Genomic DNA, 15,164 nt, shown 5'->3' on the forward strand with positions numbered 1-15,164 from the left:
TACTGTAAAGTGGAATATAACATTTAAATACAATGAATGTATAGAAAGGGTGCTGTAAGATGAAAAAGGTTCGAGTAGCAATTAATGGATTTGGCCGTATAGGGAGACTCGCCTTGCGGGCGATGTATCAATATGACAAGGAGGGTCTTTTTGAAATAGTTGCAACAAATAGCCGTACTACACCCGAGCAACGAGCCTATATGTTCAAATATGATTCTATCCATCGTCGTTTTCCTGGCGAAGTCGAGGTTGATGGAGATAACCTTATTGTTAACGGTGACACAGTTAAGGTTTTAGCAATTAAAGATCCTGCAGATTTTAATTGGGGAGATCTTGGCGTAGATATTGTTATCGAGTCTTCTGGAGTTTACAAAGATCTTGAAGGCGCTCAGAATCATATAAAAGCAGGAGCGAAAAAAGTTGTTATAACAGCTCCTGGCAGTGGCGATGGAATTCCAACATTTGTTATGGGTGTTAATGAAGAACAATATAACCCCGCAAAAGATCATGTCGTTTCTAACGCATCATGCACAACAAACTGCCTTGCTCCAGTGGCCAGAATATTGAACGAAGAGTTTGGTATAGAACGTGGCCTTATGACAACAACTCATTCTTATACAAACGATCAGAAGCTTATGGATTCTTCACATAAAAAATTACATCGAGGACGTGCAGCAGCTCTTTCTATGGTTCCTACATCAACAGGTGCAGCAAAGGCTATAGGGTTGGTTATTCCCGAACTCAAGGGGAAATTGAATGGCATTGCTTTGCGAGTGCCGACACCTGATGTATCAGTTGTTGACCTTGTTGCTGAGCTTAAGAAAGAAGCTTCAGCTCAGGAAATCAATGAAGCCGTTAAAAAACGCGCAACAAGTGATATGAAAAAATACGTTGTTTACGAAGAGGATGACCTTGTTTCCTCAGATTTTATCGGAGATGAACACTCTTCTATTTTTGCAGCTCGCCATACAATGTCTATAGGCAATATGGTTAAAATTTTAGCTTGGTATGATAACGAGTGGGGATATACGTGCCGTTGTATTGACCTTGTCAATTATATGATTAAGAAAGGGCTGTAAAAAATGAAGTTGCGAGAATTTTCTCGTCAGGATGTTGAGGGGAAAAATGTTCTTCTTCGTGTTGACTTCAATGTTCCCTTAAAAGAGGGAGTAGTTTCTGACACAACACGAATCAGGGCACACGTGAACACAATTCGACAGCTTTTTGAGTGGGGAGCAAAAGCAACGCTTGTCTCTCATTTAGGACGTCCTAAAGGCAAAAAAGTTGAAAGCCTGTCTCTTATGCATATAGTAAAGAATGTAAAAGAGATATTGAATTGTCCCGTTATCTTCGTTAATGATTCCATCGGAGAAAATGTGCAGAAAGCTATTGATTCTGCTCCTAAAGGCAGTGTCGTACTTTTGGAAAATATTAGATTTTATCCAGAAGAGGAAAAGAACAATCTCGATTTTGCAAAAGAGCTTGCTGCCCCCTTTGATGTCTTTGTTATGGATGCTTTTAGCGCATCGCATAGAGCACATGCTTCAACAAGAGGGGTAATGGAGTATCTTCCTTCATTTGCGGGCAATTTGATAACTCGTGAAATAGAGATGCTCAGTACAGTGAGCGAAACTCCTGAAAAACCTTTTGTCCTCATTTTGGGAGGAGCAAAAGTTTCTGACAAAATAGGAGTTATCGACCATCTTCTTGAAAAAGCTTCCGCAATTCTTATTGGTGGAGGAATGGCATATACTTTCTTGGCTGTTCAAGGCAAGGGGATTGGTAAATCCTTATACGAAGAAGATAAGGCTGATTTTGCACAGCAAATGCTCACAAAAGCAAAAGAGATGGGAGTCGACATCGTTTTGCCAGTTGACACAGCGGTGGCGGAGTCTTTAGAGAGTGAACTTCCGCGAAAAGAAGTTTCGGTAGACGATATTTCTTTTGCAGATATGGGGTTAGATATAGGAACAAAAACAGCTGCTCTTTTTGCTAGCTATATTGAAAAAGCCAAAACTGTTCTTTGGAATGGTCCTATGGGTGTTTTTGAAAATCCGACTTTGGCAGAGGGGACCCGCCTTGTGGCAAAAGCGGTTGAAAAGTGTACAGAAAATGGCGGAATTACCGTAGTAGGTGGAGGAGATACGGCGTCTGCCGTTAAAAAATTAGGTTTTGCAGAGAAGGTTACGCATGTATCTACTGGCGGTGGAGCTAGCTTAGAGTTTTGTGAAGGAAAAGTATTACCAGGCATTGAGCTACTTTTAATAAAATAGAGAAAAGTTGTGACGCTATAGTTTTATAGAGACGGGATGCGTAAGCTCCCGTCTTTTTTTGAAAGGAGGAACATTTTTCTGTGAAGAAAATATATCTTTATGGCAACTGGAAAATGAATAATACGATCATAGAAACGAAAAAGTTTTTTACGGAACTCTCTGAGAAAATTTGTGAGGATGCTGTTATTTGTGATCAAATACATAGAAATTTTCTTGAGATTTGTATTTTCCCTCCATTCACCTTGTTGCAAACAGGTGCAAGTGTTCTTACACAAGGAGAGAACGATGGGATATGCTTAGGCGGACAAAATGCCTTCTATGAAGAAAAGGGTGCCTTTACTGGTGAGATTTCTTTCCCCATGCTTAAGGAAGTAGGGTGCAGCCATGTCATTATTGGTCATAGTGAACGGCGACACATCATGGGAGAAACAGATGAGATTGTTCATAAAAAATTAAAAGCAGCTCTTGGTCATAATCTATGTCCTGTGCTTTGTTTCGGGGAAACCCTTAAAGAGAGAGAAAAAGATATGACTTTTGATGTATTCAGACGACAGATTCAGAGTGCAGCCGAAGGTCTATCTCCCGAAGAGATTAAAAAAACAATTTGGGCCTATGAACCTGTTTGGGCTATTGGAACAGGAAGAACGGCAAGTCCGGAAAATGCTGAAGAAGCTTGTCTTTTTGCAAGAGAGTTACTTGCAGAAATAAGTGGAATTGACGATGAAATGGAATGCCATAGGGATATTCATATTCTTTATGGTGGGAGTGTCAAAGCAGCAAATGTGGCTAATCTTTTAGATCAGCCAGATATTGATGGAGCCCTTATTGGTGGAGCATCTCTTTCTGCTTCATCAATGCTAGATATTATTCATCAATCCCTTCATAGAGGTTAAAACAAAGCTCATAAAATAAGATCAGCAATCAGGGAAGAAGCTCAGGGGAAACCCCGAGCTTCTTTTATTATCCCCATCCCCTTTATAAGTTTGACATATAAAACATATTAAAGTATAATCCCCATTGTTTGATATATAAAACATTAAGGAGATGTTTTAGTTGCCTCTTCCAAACATTACATGTTTGCCACAGTGTTATCAGGTAGATGAAATTTTTGCTCATCATCTCTATGAATATGTAAAAGGCTTGCGGGCTCTTATTCTTCATACAACGTCGAGAGGGTATGAACAAGAGATAGTGCGCCGTCTTCAGAATCAGAATATCCCATACGTTATATACCCCGTAAATGACCATAAAATTAATGTGTTTTTTGGTCACCAAGTATGTATCGATGTCGTGCGTAAGATCAATAAAGTTTCGTTGCGTGATTACACAGACGAAGAGGATTTTATTTTAGGAACGATGCTTGGATACGATAGAGTTCTTCAATGTAAAAGGTATTTACAGTTAAAAGAAGATCGAGACGAGCTTATAGGTTAGGAGGAGTAGGTTATGCGAATAGGCATTTTTTATGGAACTTCCACTGGGCATACAGAAGAAGTGGCGGAACAGATAGCTTCTTTGCTTAAGAGAAAAGATGATGTCGTCTTGAAAAATGTGGCTGAAGCCAGAAAGGAAGATATGGAAGAATACGATTTTCTTATTTTAGGCACTCCTACATGGGGATATGGAGACCTTCAAGATGATTGGCTTAGTTTTATTGATGAAATAGATACTTTTGATTTTAAAAATACCCCAGTGGCTCTATTCGGACTTGGTGATCAGTGTGGCTTTTCTGATACTTTTGTTGATGGTATGGGAACAATATACGAAAGACTTTCTAAGAAAGGGGTAGCTATTCTTTCTTCTGGATGTTCTGTTGAGAGTTATGGCTTTAATGTTTCTAAGGCTGCTATACAAGGTGAATTTGTAGGCTTGGCAATAGATGAAGATAATCAACCCGATCTTACAGAAAAGAGAATTCAAGAGTGGGTAGAGCATTTGTATCAGGTCTTGGTGGCATGATTACATTGGATGAGATGAAGCCTGGCGAGCATGGAGTAATTCATAAAAACAGAGCTCGTGGTGTAATAGGACAGCGATTAATGGATCTTGGCTTTTTTCCTGGTGTTGAAGTTTTTGTTATCCGTAATGCTCCTCTTGTTGATCCTGTGGAGATAAAAGTAGATGGACATCACGTAACTATTCGGCATGATGAGGCAAGGTTTGTGGAGGTAGAGAAATAATGGGTCATGAAAAGATGCATGTTGCTTTAGCAGGCCAGCCGAATAGTGGAAAATCAACAATTTTTAACATGCTTACAGGTGGAAGGCAGTTTGTTGCTAATTACCCAGGTGCAACTGTATCTATAAAAACGGGAGCATTTTCATGGCAAGAGAAAAAGATTTCACTTACAGACTTGCCCGGTACTTATAGCCTCTCTTCATATTCTGAAGAAGAGCGTATAACGAGAGATTTTATAATTGATCAGTCACCGTCTTTAGTCGTAAATGTTATGGATGCTTCAAATTTAAAACGGCATCTTTACCTTACTTTTCAATTGTTGGAACTGGGGGCCCCTCTTTTAATTGCTCTTAACATGGTGGATGTCGCTGAAAAAAGAGGACTCAAAGTTGATGCTGACGCCCTTTCAAAAAACTTGCATCTTCCAGTTATTACAACAGTAGGTAGTAAGGGGCGGGGAAAAAATGAACTAAAAGATGGCGTTATTAAAGCTTTTGATTCAAATTTGGATCATGAACATTTACATATTGTGGATTATGGAGACTTGGAATCATATATTACTGATTTGTCTGCGAAATTACTGCAATCACAAATTGAAGAGAGTAAGGTCCCTCTTCGATGGTTGTCAATAAAGCTATTTGAGGAAGATGAAGTAGCGCAAAAGTTAGTTTCGAGCAACTTTAAAAATCCAGAAGATGTAAGAAATTATGTTAGCAAAATTTGCTCTGAGTTTGAGAGGAAATATGATGACACACCTCGAGGATTTATTGCATTCAGACGCCATCTTGCTGCTCAAAAAATAGAGAAGCGATGTGTTGTAAAAACAAAAGAAGTTTCTGTAACGTTAACTGATCGTATTGACAGATTGGTTTGCAGCCGAATTTGGGGGCCTCTTATTTTGGCTGGCATTATTTATCTTCTATACGAGCTCTCCATTGTTGGAGGGTATGAATTGACTAACTATATGGTGCCCTTGTTGGAAGGATTCCGTAATGCTATAGAAAAGTTTCTTCCCATAGGAACATTCTTAAGGGAGCCATTAATTAGATCTCTTGTGTTGAATGTCATCACAAGTATTAATTCTGTGCTCATTTATATTCCTATATTTTTAATTCTTTTCGCATTGATAGCGATTCTTGAAGACGTAGGATATATGCCGAGAATGGCCTTTATTCTCGATAAGCTTTTCAGACGTTTTGGATTGCATGGGCAGTCTACGTTACCTCTTATCTTGGGGGGAGTATTTGTTGGAGGCTGTGCTGTTCCTGGAGTAATGGCAACACGTGTTATTGCCGATGAAAAGGCTCGTTTAGCCACAATCCTTATTGTTCCTCTGATGAATTGTTTAGCTAAAGTTCCTTTATATACGCTTCTGATTAGCATCTATTTTGCTAAAGAAAAAGCGTTAGCAATGTTTTTTATCTCGACAATAACAATTATATTGGCTCTTTCCGTTGCCAAAATATTGACATTGACGCTTTTAAAGAATAGACCAAGTTCTCCCTTCGTTCTGGAGATGCCCCCATATCATATTCCGACTATCCGCGGTGTTCTTATGCGTTCTATAGAAAGAACGTGGCTTTTTGTAAGGAAGGTTCTCACGATTATCATGATTGTTGCTGTTGCTGTTTTTTTCCTTACAAATTATCCCTCTGTTGGTGAAGAACGAATAAACACTTACCAGAAAAGAGCAGAACAGATAAAAAATGTTTTTACAAGTAAAATCCAAAATACTCCTTTTGCTTCTCAATTTAAGAGAGATAAAGATATAACTCGTTATCTTGTTATTGAGGAACGTTACAAAAATCAAAAACGAGCTCTCTTTAAGGCTTCTGACGAGAGAAGAGAAAAATTTGAACAGCGATTTGCAGAACGGTACAGTGATGTTTATCCCTTACTCAATGCAAAAGGTAAAGATGGCAGAGCCTTAAACAAAGCTTTTAAGGTTATGAAGCGAGAGAGAGCATTGTTGCTTATGGATTTGCGTGACGAGACATTACATGGAAGTTTCCTTGGTATGGCCGGAAAGTTTTTAGAACCTGTAACTCGATTTGCAGGATTTAACTGGAAAGTTAATGTAGCTCTTTTAAGTTCGTTGGCGGCGAAAGAGAGTAGTGTGGCAACGTTAGGTGTTCTCTACCAACAGAAAGAAGATGGTCAGACTCTCGCGCAGCGTATGAAAGAACAGGAAAAGGGATTTACCCCCCTTCACGCCCTAGCTTTAATGATTTTTATGGCCATGTATCCTCCGTGCATTGCAACATTAATTATGGTTAAGATAGAAGCTGGAGGCTGGAAATGGGCATTTATAGCCTTAGGATATCCTATCCTTCTTGGAATGACATTAGCGACTTTAGTTTATAGCGGTGGAACCTGGCTTGGGTTGTCTGGAACACAAGGGATGTTTGTCTTTTATGCAATTGCATTAGTTACTGCATTTTTGTTGGGCAAAGTAAAAGGATCTGTCGTTGAGACAGATATAGACGAAAAAACTTTAAAAGGAAAGGAGGTGGCCAACCTATGAAACGGAAATTAGTATTAGGCGTGCTTTTAGCAGTAAGTGTTTTTGTTCTCGGATCAGTAGCCTTTGCACATACCCCTCTATGTTATTGTTACCTCAATGGAGATGGAACTATTACATGTGAAGGTGGTTTTTCTGACGGATCATCTGCATCTGGGGTCGAAATGGCTGTGAAGGATACCAATGATAAAGTTCTCGTTGAAGGAAAAATGGATGAACTCAGCGAGTTTACTTTTGAAAAACCAGAGGTCCCATTTATTGTTATCTTTAATGCAGGTCCTGGTCATGTTGTAGAAATAAAAGGTGAAGACATTAAAGAGTAACGAGAGTAACAAAAATACTACAATTACAATATCGAAACTTCCAACCTGCAGAATGAGGATTTCCTCGTTTCGTGGGAGGAGGGCGAGCAATAAATAGTAAGGAGAGGAATGGAATGATATTGAAAAGAGCAACAAAAGTTTTGTTGACGTCACTTATGGTTTGTCTTTTTGCCCTTCCGGCTTCTGCCCATTTTCAGATGTTATATACGCCAGAAAGTGCTCTTAACAAGGGAGGAAACTTAGATTTTAAGCTTGTTTTCACCCATCCCTTTGAGGCAGGACATACTATGACAATGGGGCAGCCTGAATCGTTGTACGTAGTTCATAAAGGCAATAAAACAGATCTTATCAAAGAGATTAACCCTATTATCTGGACAAGTCTTACTAATAGTGGAAAAGCTTATAATTTAAAATATCGTTTAAAAGGCATGGGGGATTATGTTTTTTGTTTCGTTCCATCACCATACTTTGAGGCTCAGGAAGATGCCTATATTCAACAAATGACTAAAGTTATAGTAAACGTTGCAGGTATTCCTACTGATTGGGATAGTGAAATGGGTCTTCCTGCTGAAATTGTTCCACTTGATAAGCCTTATGCCCTTTGGACTGGGAATGTATTCAGAGGCATTGTAAAAAGTGAAGGAAAATCAGTCCCTTATGCAGAGATAGAGGTAGAGTATTTGAACCATGAGCCAATTATGAATGAAAATAAATTTGCAAAAGAGGCTCATGTAGAAGCTCCTCAGGATGCATTTGTAACTATGACAATTAAAGCAGATGAAAAAGGATGCTTTACCTTTGGGATTCCTCGTTCCGGATGGTGGGGATTTGCTGCGCTAGGCGTTGGGCCAAAAACTACATATCAAGATAAAGAATTGAGTCAAGATGCTATTATTTGGGTTCAAGCGCGGGATATGAAATAAAACTTCAGTAAAAAGATAAAGTATGTTATGTGTTATGTGTTGTGTGTTGTGTGTAATATTGTAAAGCAGGATATATATATCAGATATATCCTGCTTTACGTTCTTTATTTACGAGCTTAGTGTTGTGTATCAGTGTATGTGAATTGTGTATTAGCCCGAAGAATAAAAAATGCAAGATAAAAGAGACATAATTACGAATAAATTCGAGGTAATTCGAGAAAAAAGAGAAAACCTAAATTAAGGCGTAGATTCTTATATTCTTCATGTTTTACGCAACATAAGATACATTATATGACACCATGTAAAAACAACTTCTCTCTTATTTTGCTCCCGTAGCTTCTCTTTAATAAGGACGTAGATTCTCCTATATTCTTGTATGAACAAAAGAAAAGACCCAAGATATATTGATATTGCTCTTGGGTCTTTTCTAGTTGGTTTAAAATAAATAGAATTTACTAATCCAAATATTCGTAGGAATATGAAGGACAATCTCCCCATACCTTTTCTAAATGGTAAAATTCCCGTCCCTTACGGCTGAAGATATGTATTACGAGGTTTCCTGCATCTATAAGGCACCACTGAGTGCTATTCCGGCCTTCTATAATTGATGACATTCCTTTTTTATCAAGGGCTTCTTCTGCGGCATTACGCAATGTCCCCATGTGAATATCAGAGTTTGCTGTTACGATAATGAACGTATCAGCAATTGTGGCTTTTTCCTCTAGATCCATTAATGTAATATCCAGTCCTCTCTTATCGGCCAAAGCATCCAGGACGAACATATACTGATTCATGAGTTCATTCTTTTCGCTCATTCTGCTACTAATCCCTCCCTGATCGTTTCTTTTTTATTTATTGTCGACTGACTTTAAATTATTTAATACTGTATCCTTGTCGTGTCCGAGTATAAGTGTTACATAGACGATTGTTTCATCTCCTTGAACAAGCTTGTTGGAAATTCCACAAATTTCACTGAGCACAGAAGCATTTTCCTGCGCCTGCTGTCCCTTTTTAATAGGATACATTATATTGGAATAATGATAATCGTAATGTTTTGCGTTGCCAACATAGGCGACATCAATTCCTGCTTTTTGAAATAGCGACGAAGCCGATTTGCTAAGTCCGGCCTGCCCATCTCCATTGAGAATAGCGATAGGCATGTTAATCTTTTTTATAAGGCTAACAATGTTTTCGTCACTTGCTGTTGTGACTGAGGTTGCAGAAGCTTCTGTTGCTTCAGATGATTCTTTTAGAGCATCTTTACCGGGTAACGGACCTGTAAGCAATGTAGATGTTGCAGATAGATCTCCCAACCAATAGCTAATATTAGAAATGTAGGCAGCTTTCCCAGGCAAGGTAAAAAATGCCAGATTCTCATGGGAAATATCTCGCATATATGATGTAAGTTGAACTGCTTGTGTCATGCTCATATTTGTGTTGACTAGGCCTAGAATTTCTTTTGCAAAGTCTGGGAGTTTGGGTAACATTTCAGGCGATTGAATTTTCCCTAAAACAGCTTTGAGAAACTGCTGTTGACGGTTTATTCGCCCAATGTCTCCAAGAGCATCGTTTCTGAAGCGGACGTATTCTAACGCGGTCTTTCCGTCCATGTGTTGAAGACCTTTAGGTATGTTAATGAATAATTTTCCCGCCTTATCGTTATAGTGCAATTTCTTCTCTACGTTTATGTCTACTCCACCTATCATATCTACAATTTTAGGGAAGCTTTCGTAGTTGACAAGAACGTAGTAGTTTATAGGGAGTCCCAGATAGTTTATAACTGTTTGCTGTAACAGATTTACTCCGCCATATGCGTAGGCATGATTCAATTTCTGCCAGCCATGTCCGGGTATTTGTACTCGCGTATCTCTTGGAAGCGACATAAAGCGCACTGTTTTGTTATCAATATCTATTGCAGCGAGACCTAATGTGTCAGAACGATGGCCTCCTTCAACATCATCAATCCCGACAACGAGAATGTTTATGTTTCCTGTCTCCTGGTCATACGAGATACTTTCTTTTATATGTTCAGGCTCTGGGGCTACTATATTTTGCAGCCGAAAGAATATGCCAGCTCCAATAGATACAATGGCTAATACAGTTATAATCGCAATTTTGGTGATCTTCATTGTCCTCACCGCCCAATCCTTTTATATAACCCTTTTTTGTAAATATAGCGTTCCACAAGTTCTGGAACGAGATAACGGATATTTTTACCGTTTTCTATTCGTTGCCGAATATCCGTACTGGAAATAGACAGAAGCGGTATTTCCAAAGGAACGACATGCCCGTTAAATTCCTCTGGTAACAATTCAGTGATACGTTCCAGCTTCCCTGATTGGTTGTATCCAGGTCGGTTTATAGCCACTATTTGGCAAAGCGTTGGAAGAACTTTATATTCTTTCCATGTAGTAAGGTTTAAAACAGCATCAAGTCCAGTAATAAAGAAAAACTGAACACTATCTGGGGCATACCAATGGCCCATTTCTCTTAAGGTATCTACCGTATGACTTGATTCCTTACGATCGATTTCAATTCTCGAAACCTTAAAATGTGCGTTATCAAGTGTTGCAAGAAGAGTCATCGTATAGCGATCCTCAGCTGAGGAAACACGTTTCATTCTTTTGTGAGGGGGATCTCCCGTCGGAACGAAAATGACTTCGTCGAGGTCAAGTGCGAAAAAACTTTCTTCAGCAGCTAATAAATGGCCATAATGGATGGGGTCGAATGTCCCACCCATTATGCCTATCTTTTTTGTTCGGATTATATGTCTGCCAAAAGTCACGCCGTTAATCCTCCGCTTTACTCTTGGACTTGTTCCGGTTCATATTCGAATTCAATATCGCCTATGATAACCGTATCCCCTTCTTGAGCACCCTCTTGTTCCAGAAGTTCTTCTATGCGGTACTTTTTCAGTAACCGGGCGAAATGGAAGAGAGCGTCTTCCTGTTCAAAATCGTAACGTTTTAATATTCGTTCAAGGTTTGCGTGAACAACTCTGTAACCACTTCCGTCTTCCATCTTGATTATGGTTGCTTTTTCGACTTTTTTCCTGAACGGCGGCGTTTTGATTTCTTTTTCCGGTTCTATCGTTTCGAAGAGCCTCGTTTCGCTGTGAGGTCTCGGATTTTCACGACATAATTCGACAAGGGCATTCATGAAAACCGTAATTCCTTCTCCAGAAAGGGCACTTGTTGTGTAATAAGGAATTCCCTTGCTTTTTATGAAAGATTCTACCACAGGGGCGTTTTTTTGCCCTTTTTCAAGGTCTACTTTGTTACCCACAACCATATAGGGACGTTCCAGAAGATCTTCTTTATATTCTTTGAATTCATTGCAGATAACTTCCCATTGACGAAGAACTTCATCGGAGGTACCTGAACTAAGGTCTAAAACATGAACAAGCACACGCGTGCGTTCAATATGACGAAGGAAATATATTCCTAAGCCTTTGTTGTCGTGAGCTCCTTCAATAAGCCCTGGAACATCAGCTACAACAATTCTTTCATCATCTACAGCAAGAATTCCTAGATTGGGGGAAAGAGTCGTAAAGGGGTATCCTGCTATTTTGGGACGAGCGTTAGAGATAGCTGCCAATAGGCTTGATTTCCCTGCATTTGGGAAACCTACAAGTCCCACGTCTGCTATAAGCTTAAGCTCTAGCCTTAAGTTGCGCTCTTCTCCTTCTTCTCCTTTTTCAGCGAAGCGTGGAACACGGCGAACTGCCGATGCAAAGTGCATGTTTCCACGGCCGCCTCGTCCACCTTGAGCAACAACAACCTGATCACCAGCCTCAACAAGGTCAGCTAATGGTTCTCCTGTCTCTTCATCATAGACTATAGTGCCACACGGAACATTTACAATAAGGTCTTTACCGGTTTTCCCGACTTTTTTTTGTCCCTGACCAGGCTCGCCATGTTCTGCAGAGAATTTTTTCTCAAATTCAAAATCTGTCAACGTATGAATACCATCTACGGCCTGAAGAATAACGTTGCCTCCGTCTCCTCCATTAGCTCCATCAGGGCCACCTTTGGGAACAAATTTTTCACGGCGGAAGCTTAGACATCCATTGCCTCCTCGACCAGCTTTAACTTTTATACGAACTAAATCTACAAATTTCATAATGTACCACCATCCGGGGTATTAATGAAAAACAAGGGCCTTACTATCAGGGCCCTTGTTTTTTTATACACTATAACGTTGCCAACAAAGTTGTTAGTAATGAAAATTACATGTTTTCTATTGAAACGAATTTCCTATCACCTTTTGTAGTGTACTTTACAACTCCGGCAGAAAGGGCAAAAAGAGTATCATCTTTTCCTCGTCCGACATTCACTCCAGGATGTACTTTTGTTCCACGCTGACGAACGATAATGTTGCCGCATTTTACTACTTCACCCGCATACTTTTTAATACCAAGGCGTTTGCTTTTGCTGTCTCGGCCGTTGGTTGTACTTCCCTGTCCCTTTTTATGAGCAAAGAACTGCAAATCAAAGAAACTGATGCGCATTATTTTTGCACCTCCACAAAATTTACATAAACACCATAACTTTCTGCGATTGCTTTAAGAGAAAAAACAATTGTTTCTGTTAATATTCTAATCTCTTTTGAATGAGATCTTGGCCACCCGATCTTCATAGTTGTACTTTCAGGGTCAACTGATAACGATGCACTTTCAATATGAGCAACGTCACTTACGCCGGTAGCCAAAGCTTGAATGAGCGCAGATACTCCTGCGCATACAATGTCTTTTCCCGCTTCTGCATATCCAGAATGGCCACTCGCTTCAACTGAAACGATTTCCCCCTTTTCTCTTATTACAGTGACGGTAATCATCGCGGGGAAATCTCAACGCCAAAAACTAGGCGTTGATGGAATCAATCTTGATTTCAGTGAAATTCTGACGATGTCCCCGCATTCTCCTGTAATTCTTCTTGCTTTTATATTTAAAAACAAGAATTTTTGGAGCTCGTCCATGACGTACAACAGTAGCGTTTACAGCTGCACCGTCTACATAGGGGGTTCCTACCTGAACATCGCTGTCGTTCGATACCATAAGAATTTTGTCAAAAACGACAGATTCGCCTTCATCAATATGAAGGGTCTCAACTCGCACTACATCGCCAGGCTCTACTCTGTACTGCTTTCCACCTGTTTCAACAATAGCGTACATAAAGAAACTTCCTCCTCCCGCTGGGTTTTCATTAGGTAGCTTTCGCTTTAAAACCCAACCCAAGCGTTATTTATACATAAGCTTAAGCATTGTACGGTTGTTCGAATCAGAAGTCAACTCTTGTTCTATAAGTTTTCGTGCATGATCTTGTGCTTCAGGAAGATATGCATTTCCAGAAAGCATTCGAGCGATTTCCAATATTCGATCCTTGCCGTTTATTTCTTTTATATAACTTTGATTTTCATGACGAGTGACGACAAAATGTTGATCAGCTAGTGCAGCTATAGTAGCTTCATGAGTAATAAGAATTACTCGGCACTTACATGAGAGTTCTTTGAGCTGATATCCTGCTAGTACTGCTGCCTTTCCTCCCAGTCCAGCCTCAACCTCATCAAAAACAAGAGTTTCCGGTAGCTGGTCTTCAGGAAGTGCAAGTTGCAATGCTAGAAGCAATCTACTTAATTCTCCACCTGATGCAATTTTCATAACTGGTGCTGGGGGCATTGTCCCACTTGCCATAAGAAAGGAAACATCATCGGCGCCGGAGCTTTTCATTTTTCCAAGATCAGTTAGTTTTATAGAAAATGAAATATCTTCCATAGCCATCTCTTTAAGTGATGCATTAACTGTTTTTTCGAGCTGAGAAGCTGTCAATTCTCTCTTTTTACGTAATTCCAATGCCAATCTGCTTGCTTCTTTTCTCAACGTTTTTGCTTCTTGTGCAACTTTTTCATAGTCTGCATAACTTGCTTTCAGCCATGTAAGATTAGCATCGGCTTCTTTACAATATATGATAAGTTCTTCAAGGGTTGTTACTTGTGCGATCCTTTTCAACTTACGTAACGTACCCAGCTTATTTTCTATTTTTTCACGTTCGTCAATAAGATCTTCCAGCGGCAATTTGGAAAGATGATCTGCCAATTTTTGTGAAAGTTTTTGTAAGTAAATAAGGGCGTCATTTCCAAGATCTTGATAGGCGCGTCCATCTTGACTTTCAGTAGATATGATTTGAGCTAAGTCCAAACATAATGTTTCGATGGCGTCTGCTAACCCCTCACCTGTTTTTCCCCCTGTTACACGGGCAAGAATTTGTTCTAACTTAGAGCGTTCTTCAATGCTTTTAGAAATTTCTTCAAGACGATTTTCCCAAAGTTCTTCACTTTGGGATTCTGGTGCGAGATTTTTGAAGACCTGAAGAATCTTATCTGCATTTTGATAGCGGTTGATAATATCTTTTTGTTTTCTTTCGATATTTCTAAGTTCTTTTTCTTTAGATACGGCCAGAGAAAAAAGAGATTGTAAATTGCATTTAATAGTGGCGATCCCTTCTCCCCCACAGCTGTCAAGAATATCTCTCTGCCTTTCTGAATCAAGAAGTTCAAGTTGTGCGAATTGACTTTGTATACGCAAAAGAGGCCCTGTAATACTATTAAAAAAAGAGAGAGGATATAGCTTCCCCTGGATATATGTTTTTCCCCGCCCATTGCGAGAAAAAACTCGCTTTATAAATAAATTCCCCTCTTCCGGAACAACTTCTTCTGGAAAAGAGAGAGAATCAGAACAAATGAACAATGCCTGAACTTCTGCTTCTTCTTCTCCTGCCCTGATTAGTTCAGTTTGTGCTCGTTTCCCGCTGGCAAACTCTAGCCCTCGTACTATGCTGCTTTTCCCAGCACCGCTTTCGCCAGTAATCGCAATAAAACGGCCAGTTAAACGTAAACGGGCAGTTTCAAGCCCCCCTATATTTCGTAACGAAAGCTCTTCGAGCACCAA

At 39.6% G+C, this 15,164-nt stretch carries 17 protein-coding genes; 9 read left to right on the forward strand and 8 right to left on the reverse strand.

Features of this window, described 5'->3' with window-relative positions; translation table 11 throughout:
• The first annotated feature begins 59 nt into the window (after nucleotides 1–59).
• The 9 genes from gap to ACZ5GY_RS04185 all read left to right on the forward strand — a co-directional run bounded on the left by gap (nucleotide 60) and on the right by ACZ5GY_RS04185 (nucleotide 8,218).
• On the forward strand, nucleotides 60–1,079 hold the full coding sequence (gap, locus tag ACZ5GY_RS04145) for a type I glyceraldehyde-3-phosphate dehydrogenase (RefSeq protein ID WP_213691489.1): 1,020 nt from the start codon (nucleotides 60–62) through the stop codon (nucleotides 1,077–1,079).
• Nucleotides 1,080–1,082: 3 nt separating this feature from the next.
• Nucleotides 1,083–2,273: a phosphoglycerate kinase gene (locus ACZ5GY_RS04150; RefSeq protein WP_464112030.1), complete on the forward strand. Its 1,191-nt coding sequence runs from the start codon at nucleotides 1,083–1,085 to the stop codon at nucleotides 2,271–2,273.
• A gap of 80 nt (nucleotides 2,274–2,353) precedes the next feature.
• Nucleotides 2,354–3,166 carry a triose-phosphate isomerase gene (gene tpiA / locus ACZ5GY_RS04155; RefSeq protein ID WP_213691491.1) on the forward strand — a complete coding sequence of 271 codons (813 nt, stop codon included), beginning with the start codon at nucleotides 2,354–2,356 and terminating at the stop codon, nucleotides 3,164–3,166.
• A 160-nt stretch (nucleotides 3,167–3,326) separates the two neighbouring features.
• A complete protein-coding gene (locus tag ACZ5GY_RS04160) occupies nucleotides 3,327–3,707 on the forward strand; it encodes a DUF2023 family protein (protein ID WP_323401564.1) in 381 nt (126 codons plus the stop codon).
• 12 nt (nucleotides 3,708–3,719) lie between these two features.
• A complete protein-coding gene (locus ACZ5GY_RS04165; protein ID WP_213691492.1) occupies nucleotides 3,720–4,232 on the forward strand; it encodes a flavodoxin in 513 nt (170 codons plus the stop codon).
• Complete coding sequence (locus ACZ5GY_RS04170; RefSeq protein ID WP_464112031.1) at nucleotides 4,229–4,453, forward strand: FeoA family protein; 225 nt, start codon at nucleotides 4,229–4,231, stop codon at nucleotides 4,451–4,453. Before ACZ5GY_RS04165 ends, ACZ5GY_RS04170 begins: the two co-directional genes overlap by 4 nt.
• A complete protein-coding gene (feoB, locus tag ACZ5GY_RS04175; protein WP_464112032.1) occupies nucleotides 4,453–6,975 on the forward strand; it encodes a ferrous iron transport protein B in 2,523 nt (840 codons plus the stop codon). Before ACZ5GY_RS04170 ends, feoB begins: the two co-directional genes overlap by 1 nt.
• Complete coding sequence (locus ACZ5GY_RS04180) at nucleotides 6,972–7,295, forward strand: hypothetical protein (RefSeq protein ID WP_213691494.1); 324 nt, start codon at nucleotides 6,972–6,974, stop codon at nucleotides 7,293–7,295. The genes feoB and ACZ5GY_RS04180 overlap by 4 nt, the downstream gene beginning before the upstream one ends.
• A gap of 113 nt (nucleotides 7,296–7,408) precedes the next feature.
• Nucleotides 7,409–8,218, forward strand: coding sequence for a DUF4198 domain-containing protein (locus ACZ5GY_RS04185; RefSeq protein ID WP_213691495.1), 810 nt, complete (start codon nucleotides 7,409–7,411; stop codon nucleotides 8,216–8,218).
• Nucleotides 8,219–8,673: 455 nt separating this feature from the next.
• Here the strand turns inward: ACZ5GY_RS04185 and rsfS are convergent, their stop codons facing one another.
• From rsfS to ACZ5GY_RS04225, 8 genes are all read right to left on the reverse strand, one after another.
• Entirely contained in the window at nucleotides 8,674–9,033 is a 360-nt protein-coding gene (gene rsfS, locus ACZ5GY_RS04190; RefSeq protein WP_213691496.1) for a ribosome silencing factor, read from the reverse strand.
• A 33-nt stretch (nucleotides 9,034–9,066) separates the two neighbouring features.
• The gene (locus ACZ5GY_RS04195) at nucleotides 9,067–10,347 is read right to left on the reverse strand and encodes an LCP family protein (protein ID WP_213695312.1); all 1,281 of its coding nucleotides are present in this window, start codon (nucleotides 10,345–10,347) and stop codon (nucleotides 9,067–9,069) included.
• 5 nt (nucleotides 10,348–10,352) lie between these two features.
• Nucleotides 10,353–11,003 carry a nicotinate-nucleotide adenylyltransferase gene (gene nadD / locus ACZ5GY_RS04200; protein ID WP_307879435.1) on the reverse strand — a complete coding sequence of 217 codons (651 nt, stop codon included), beginning with the start codon at nucleotides 11,001–11,003 and terminating at the stop codon, nucleotides 10,353–10,355.
• Between the two features lie 17 nt (nucleotides 11,004–11,020).
• The gene (obgE, locus tag ACZ5GY_RS04205; protein WP_464112033.1) at nucleotides 11,021–12,340 is read right to left on the reverse strand and encodes a GTPase ObgE; all 1,320 of its coding nucleotides are present in this window, start codon (nucleotides 12,338–12,340) and stop codon (nucleotides 11,021–11,023) included.
• 106 nt (nucleotides 12,341–12,446) lie between these two features.
• Nucleotides 12,447–12,728, reverse strand: a complete 282-nt coding sequence (gene rpmA / locus ACZ5GY_RS04210) for a 50S ribosomal protein L27 (RefSeq protein ID WP_307879433.1) — start codon at nucleotides 12,726–12,728, stop codon at nucleotides 12,447–12,449.
• A complete protein-coding gene (locus ACZ5GY_RS04215) occupies nucleotides 12,728–13,054 on the reverse strand; it encodes a ribosomal-processing cysteine protease Prp (protein WP_213691499.1) in 327 nt (108 codons plus the stop codon). The genes rpmA and ACZ5GY_RS04215 overlap by 1 nt, the downstream gene beginning before the upstream one ends.
• Nucleotides 13,055–13,079: 25 nt before the next feature.
• A complete protein-coding gene (gene rplU, locus ACZ5GY_RS04220) occupies nucleotides 13,080–13,391 on the reverse strand; it encodes a 50S ribosomal protein L21 (protein ID WP_213691500.1) in 312 nt (103 codons plus the stop codon).
• Nucleotides 13,392–13,457: 66 nt separating this feature from the next.
• Complete coding sequence (locus ACZ5GY_RS04225; protein WP_213691501.1) at nucleotides 13,458–15,161, reverse strand: AAA family ATPase; 1,704 nt, start codon at nucleotides 15,159–15,161, stop codon at nucleotides 13,458–13,460.
• Nucleotides 15,162–15,164 lie beyond the last annotated feature (3 nt).

The sequence above is a fragment of the Aminobacterium thunnarium genome, assembly GCF_055390565.1.

Coding starts and splice junctions, on each gene's coding strand:
- gap (WP_213691489.1), top strand. CDS start 60: ATGAAAAAGGTTCGAGTAGCAATTAATGGATTTGGCCGTATAGGGAGA.
- ACZ5GY_RS04150 (WP_464112030.1), top strand. CDS start 1,083: ATGAAGTTGCGAGAATTTTCTCGTCAGGATGTTGAGGGGAAAAATGTT.
- ACZ5GY_RS04165 (WP_213691492.1), top strand. CDS start 3,720: ATGCGAATAGGCATTTTTTATGGAACTTCCACTGGGCATACAGAAGAA.
- ACZ5GY_RS04170 (WP_464112031.1), top strand. CDS start 4,229: ATGATTACATTGGATGAGATGAAGCCTGGCGAGCATGGAGTAATTCAT.
- feoB (WP_464112032.1), top strand. CDS start 4,453: ATGGGTCATGAAAAGATGCATGTTGCTTTAGCAGGCCAGCCGAATAGT.
- ACZ5GY_RS04180 (WP_213691494.1), top strand. CDS start 6,972: ATGAAACGGAAATTAGTATTAGGCGTGCTTTTAGCAGTAAGTGTTTTT.
- ACZ5GY_RS04185 (WP_213691495.1), top strand. CDS start 7,409: ATGATATTGAAAAGAGCAACAAAAGTTTTGTTGACGTCACTTATGGTT.
- rsfS (WP_213691496.1), bottom strand. CDS start 9,033: ATGAGCGAAAAGAATGAACTCATGAATCAGTATATGTTCGTCCTGGAT.
- ACZ5GY_RS04195 (WP_213695312.1), bottom strand. CDS start 10,347: ATGAAGATCACCAAAATTGCGATTATAACTGTATTAGCCATTGTATCT.
- obgE (WP_464112033.1), bottom strand. CDS start 12,340: ATGAAATTTGTAGATTTAGTTCGTATAAAAGTTAAAGCTGGTCGAGGA.
- rpmA (WP_307879433.1), bottom strand. CDS start 12,728: ATGCGCATCAGTTTCTTTGATTTGCAGTTCTTTGCTCATAAAAAGGGA.
- ACZ5GY_RS04215 (WP_213691499.1), bottom strand. CDS start 13,054: ATGATTACCGTCACTGTAATAAGAGAAAAGGGGGAAATCGTTTCAGTT.
- rplU (WP_213691500.1), bottom strand. CDS start 13,391: ATGTACGCTATTGTTGAAACAGGTGGAAAGCAGTACAGAGTAGAGCCT.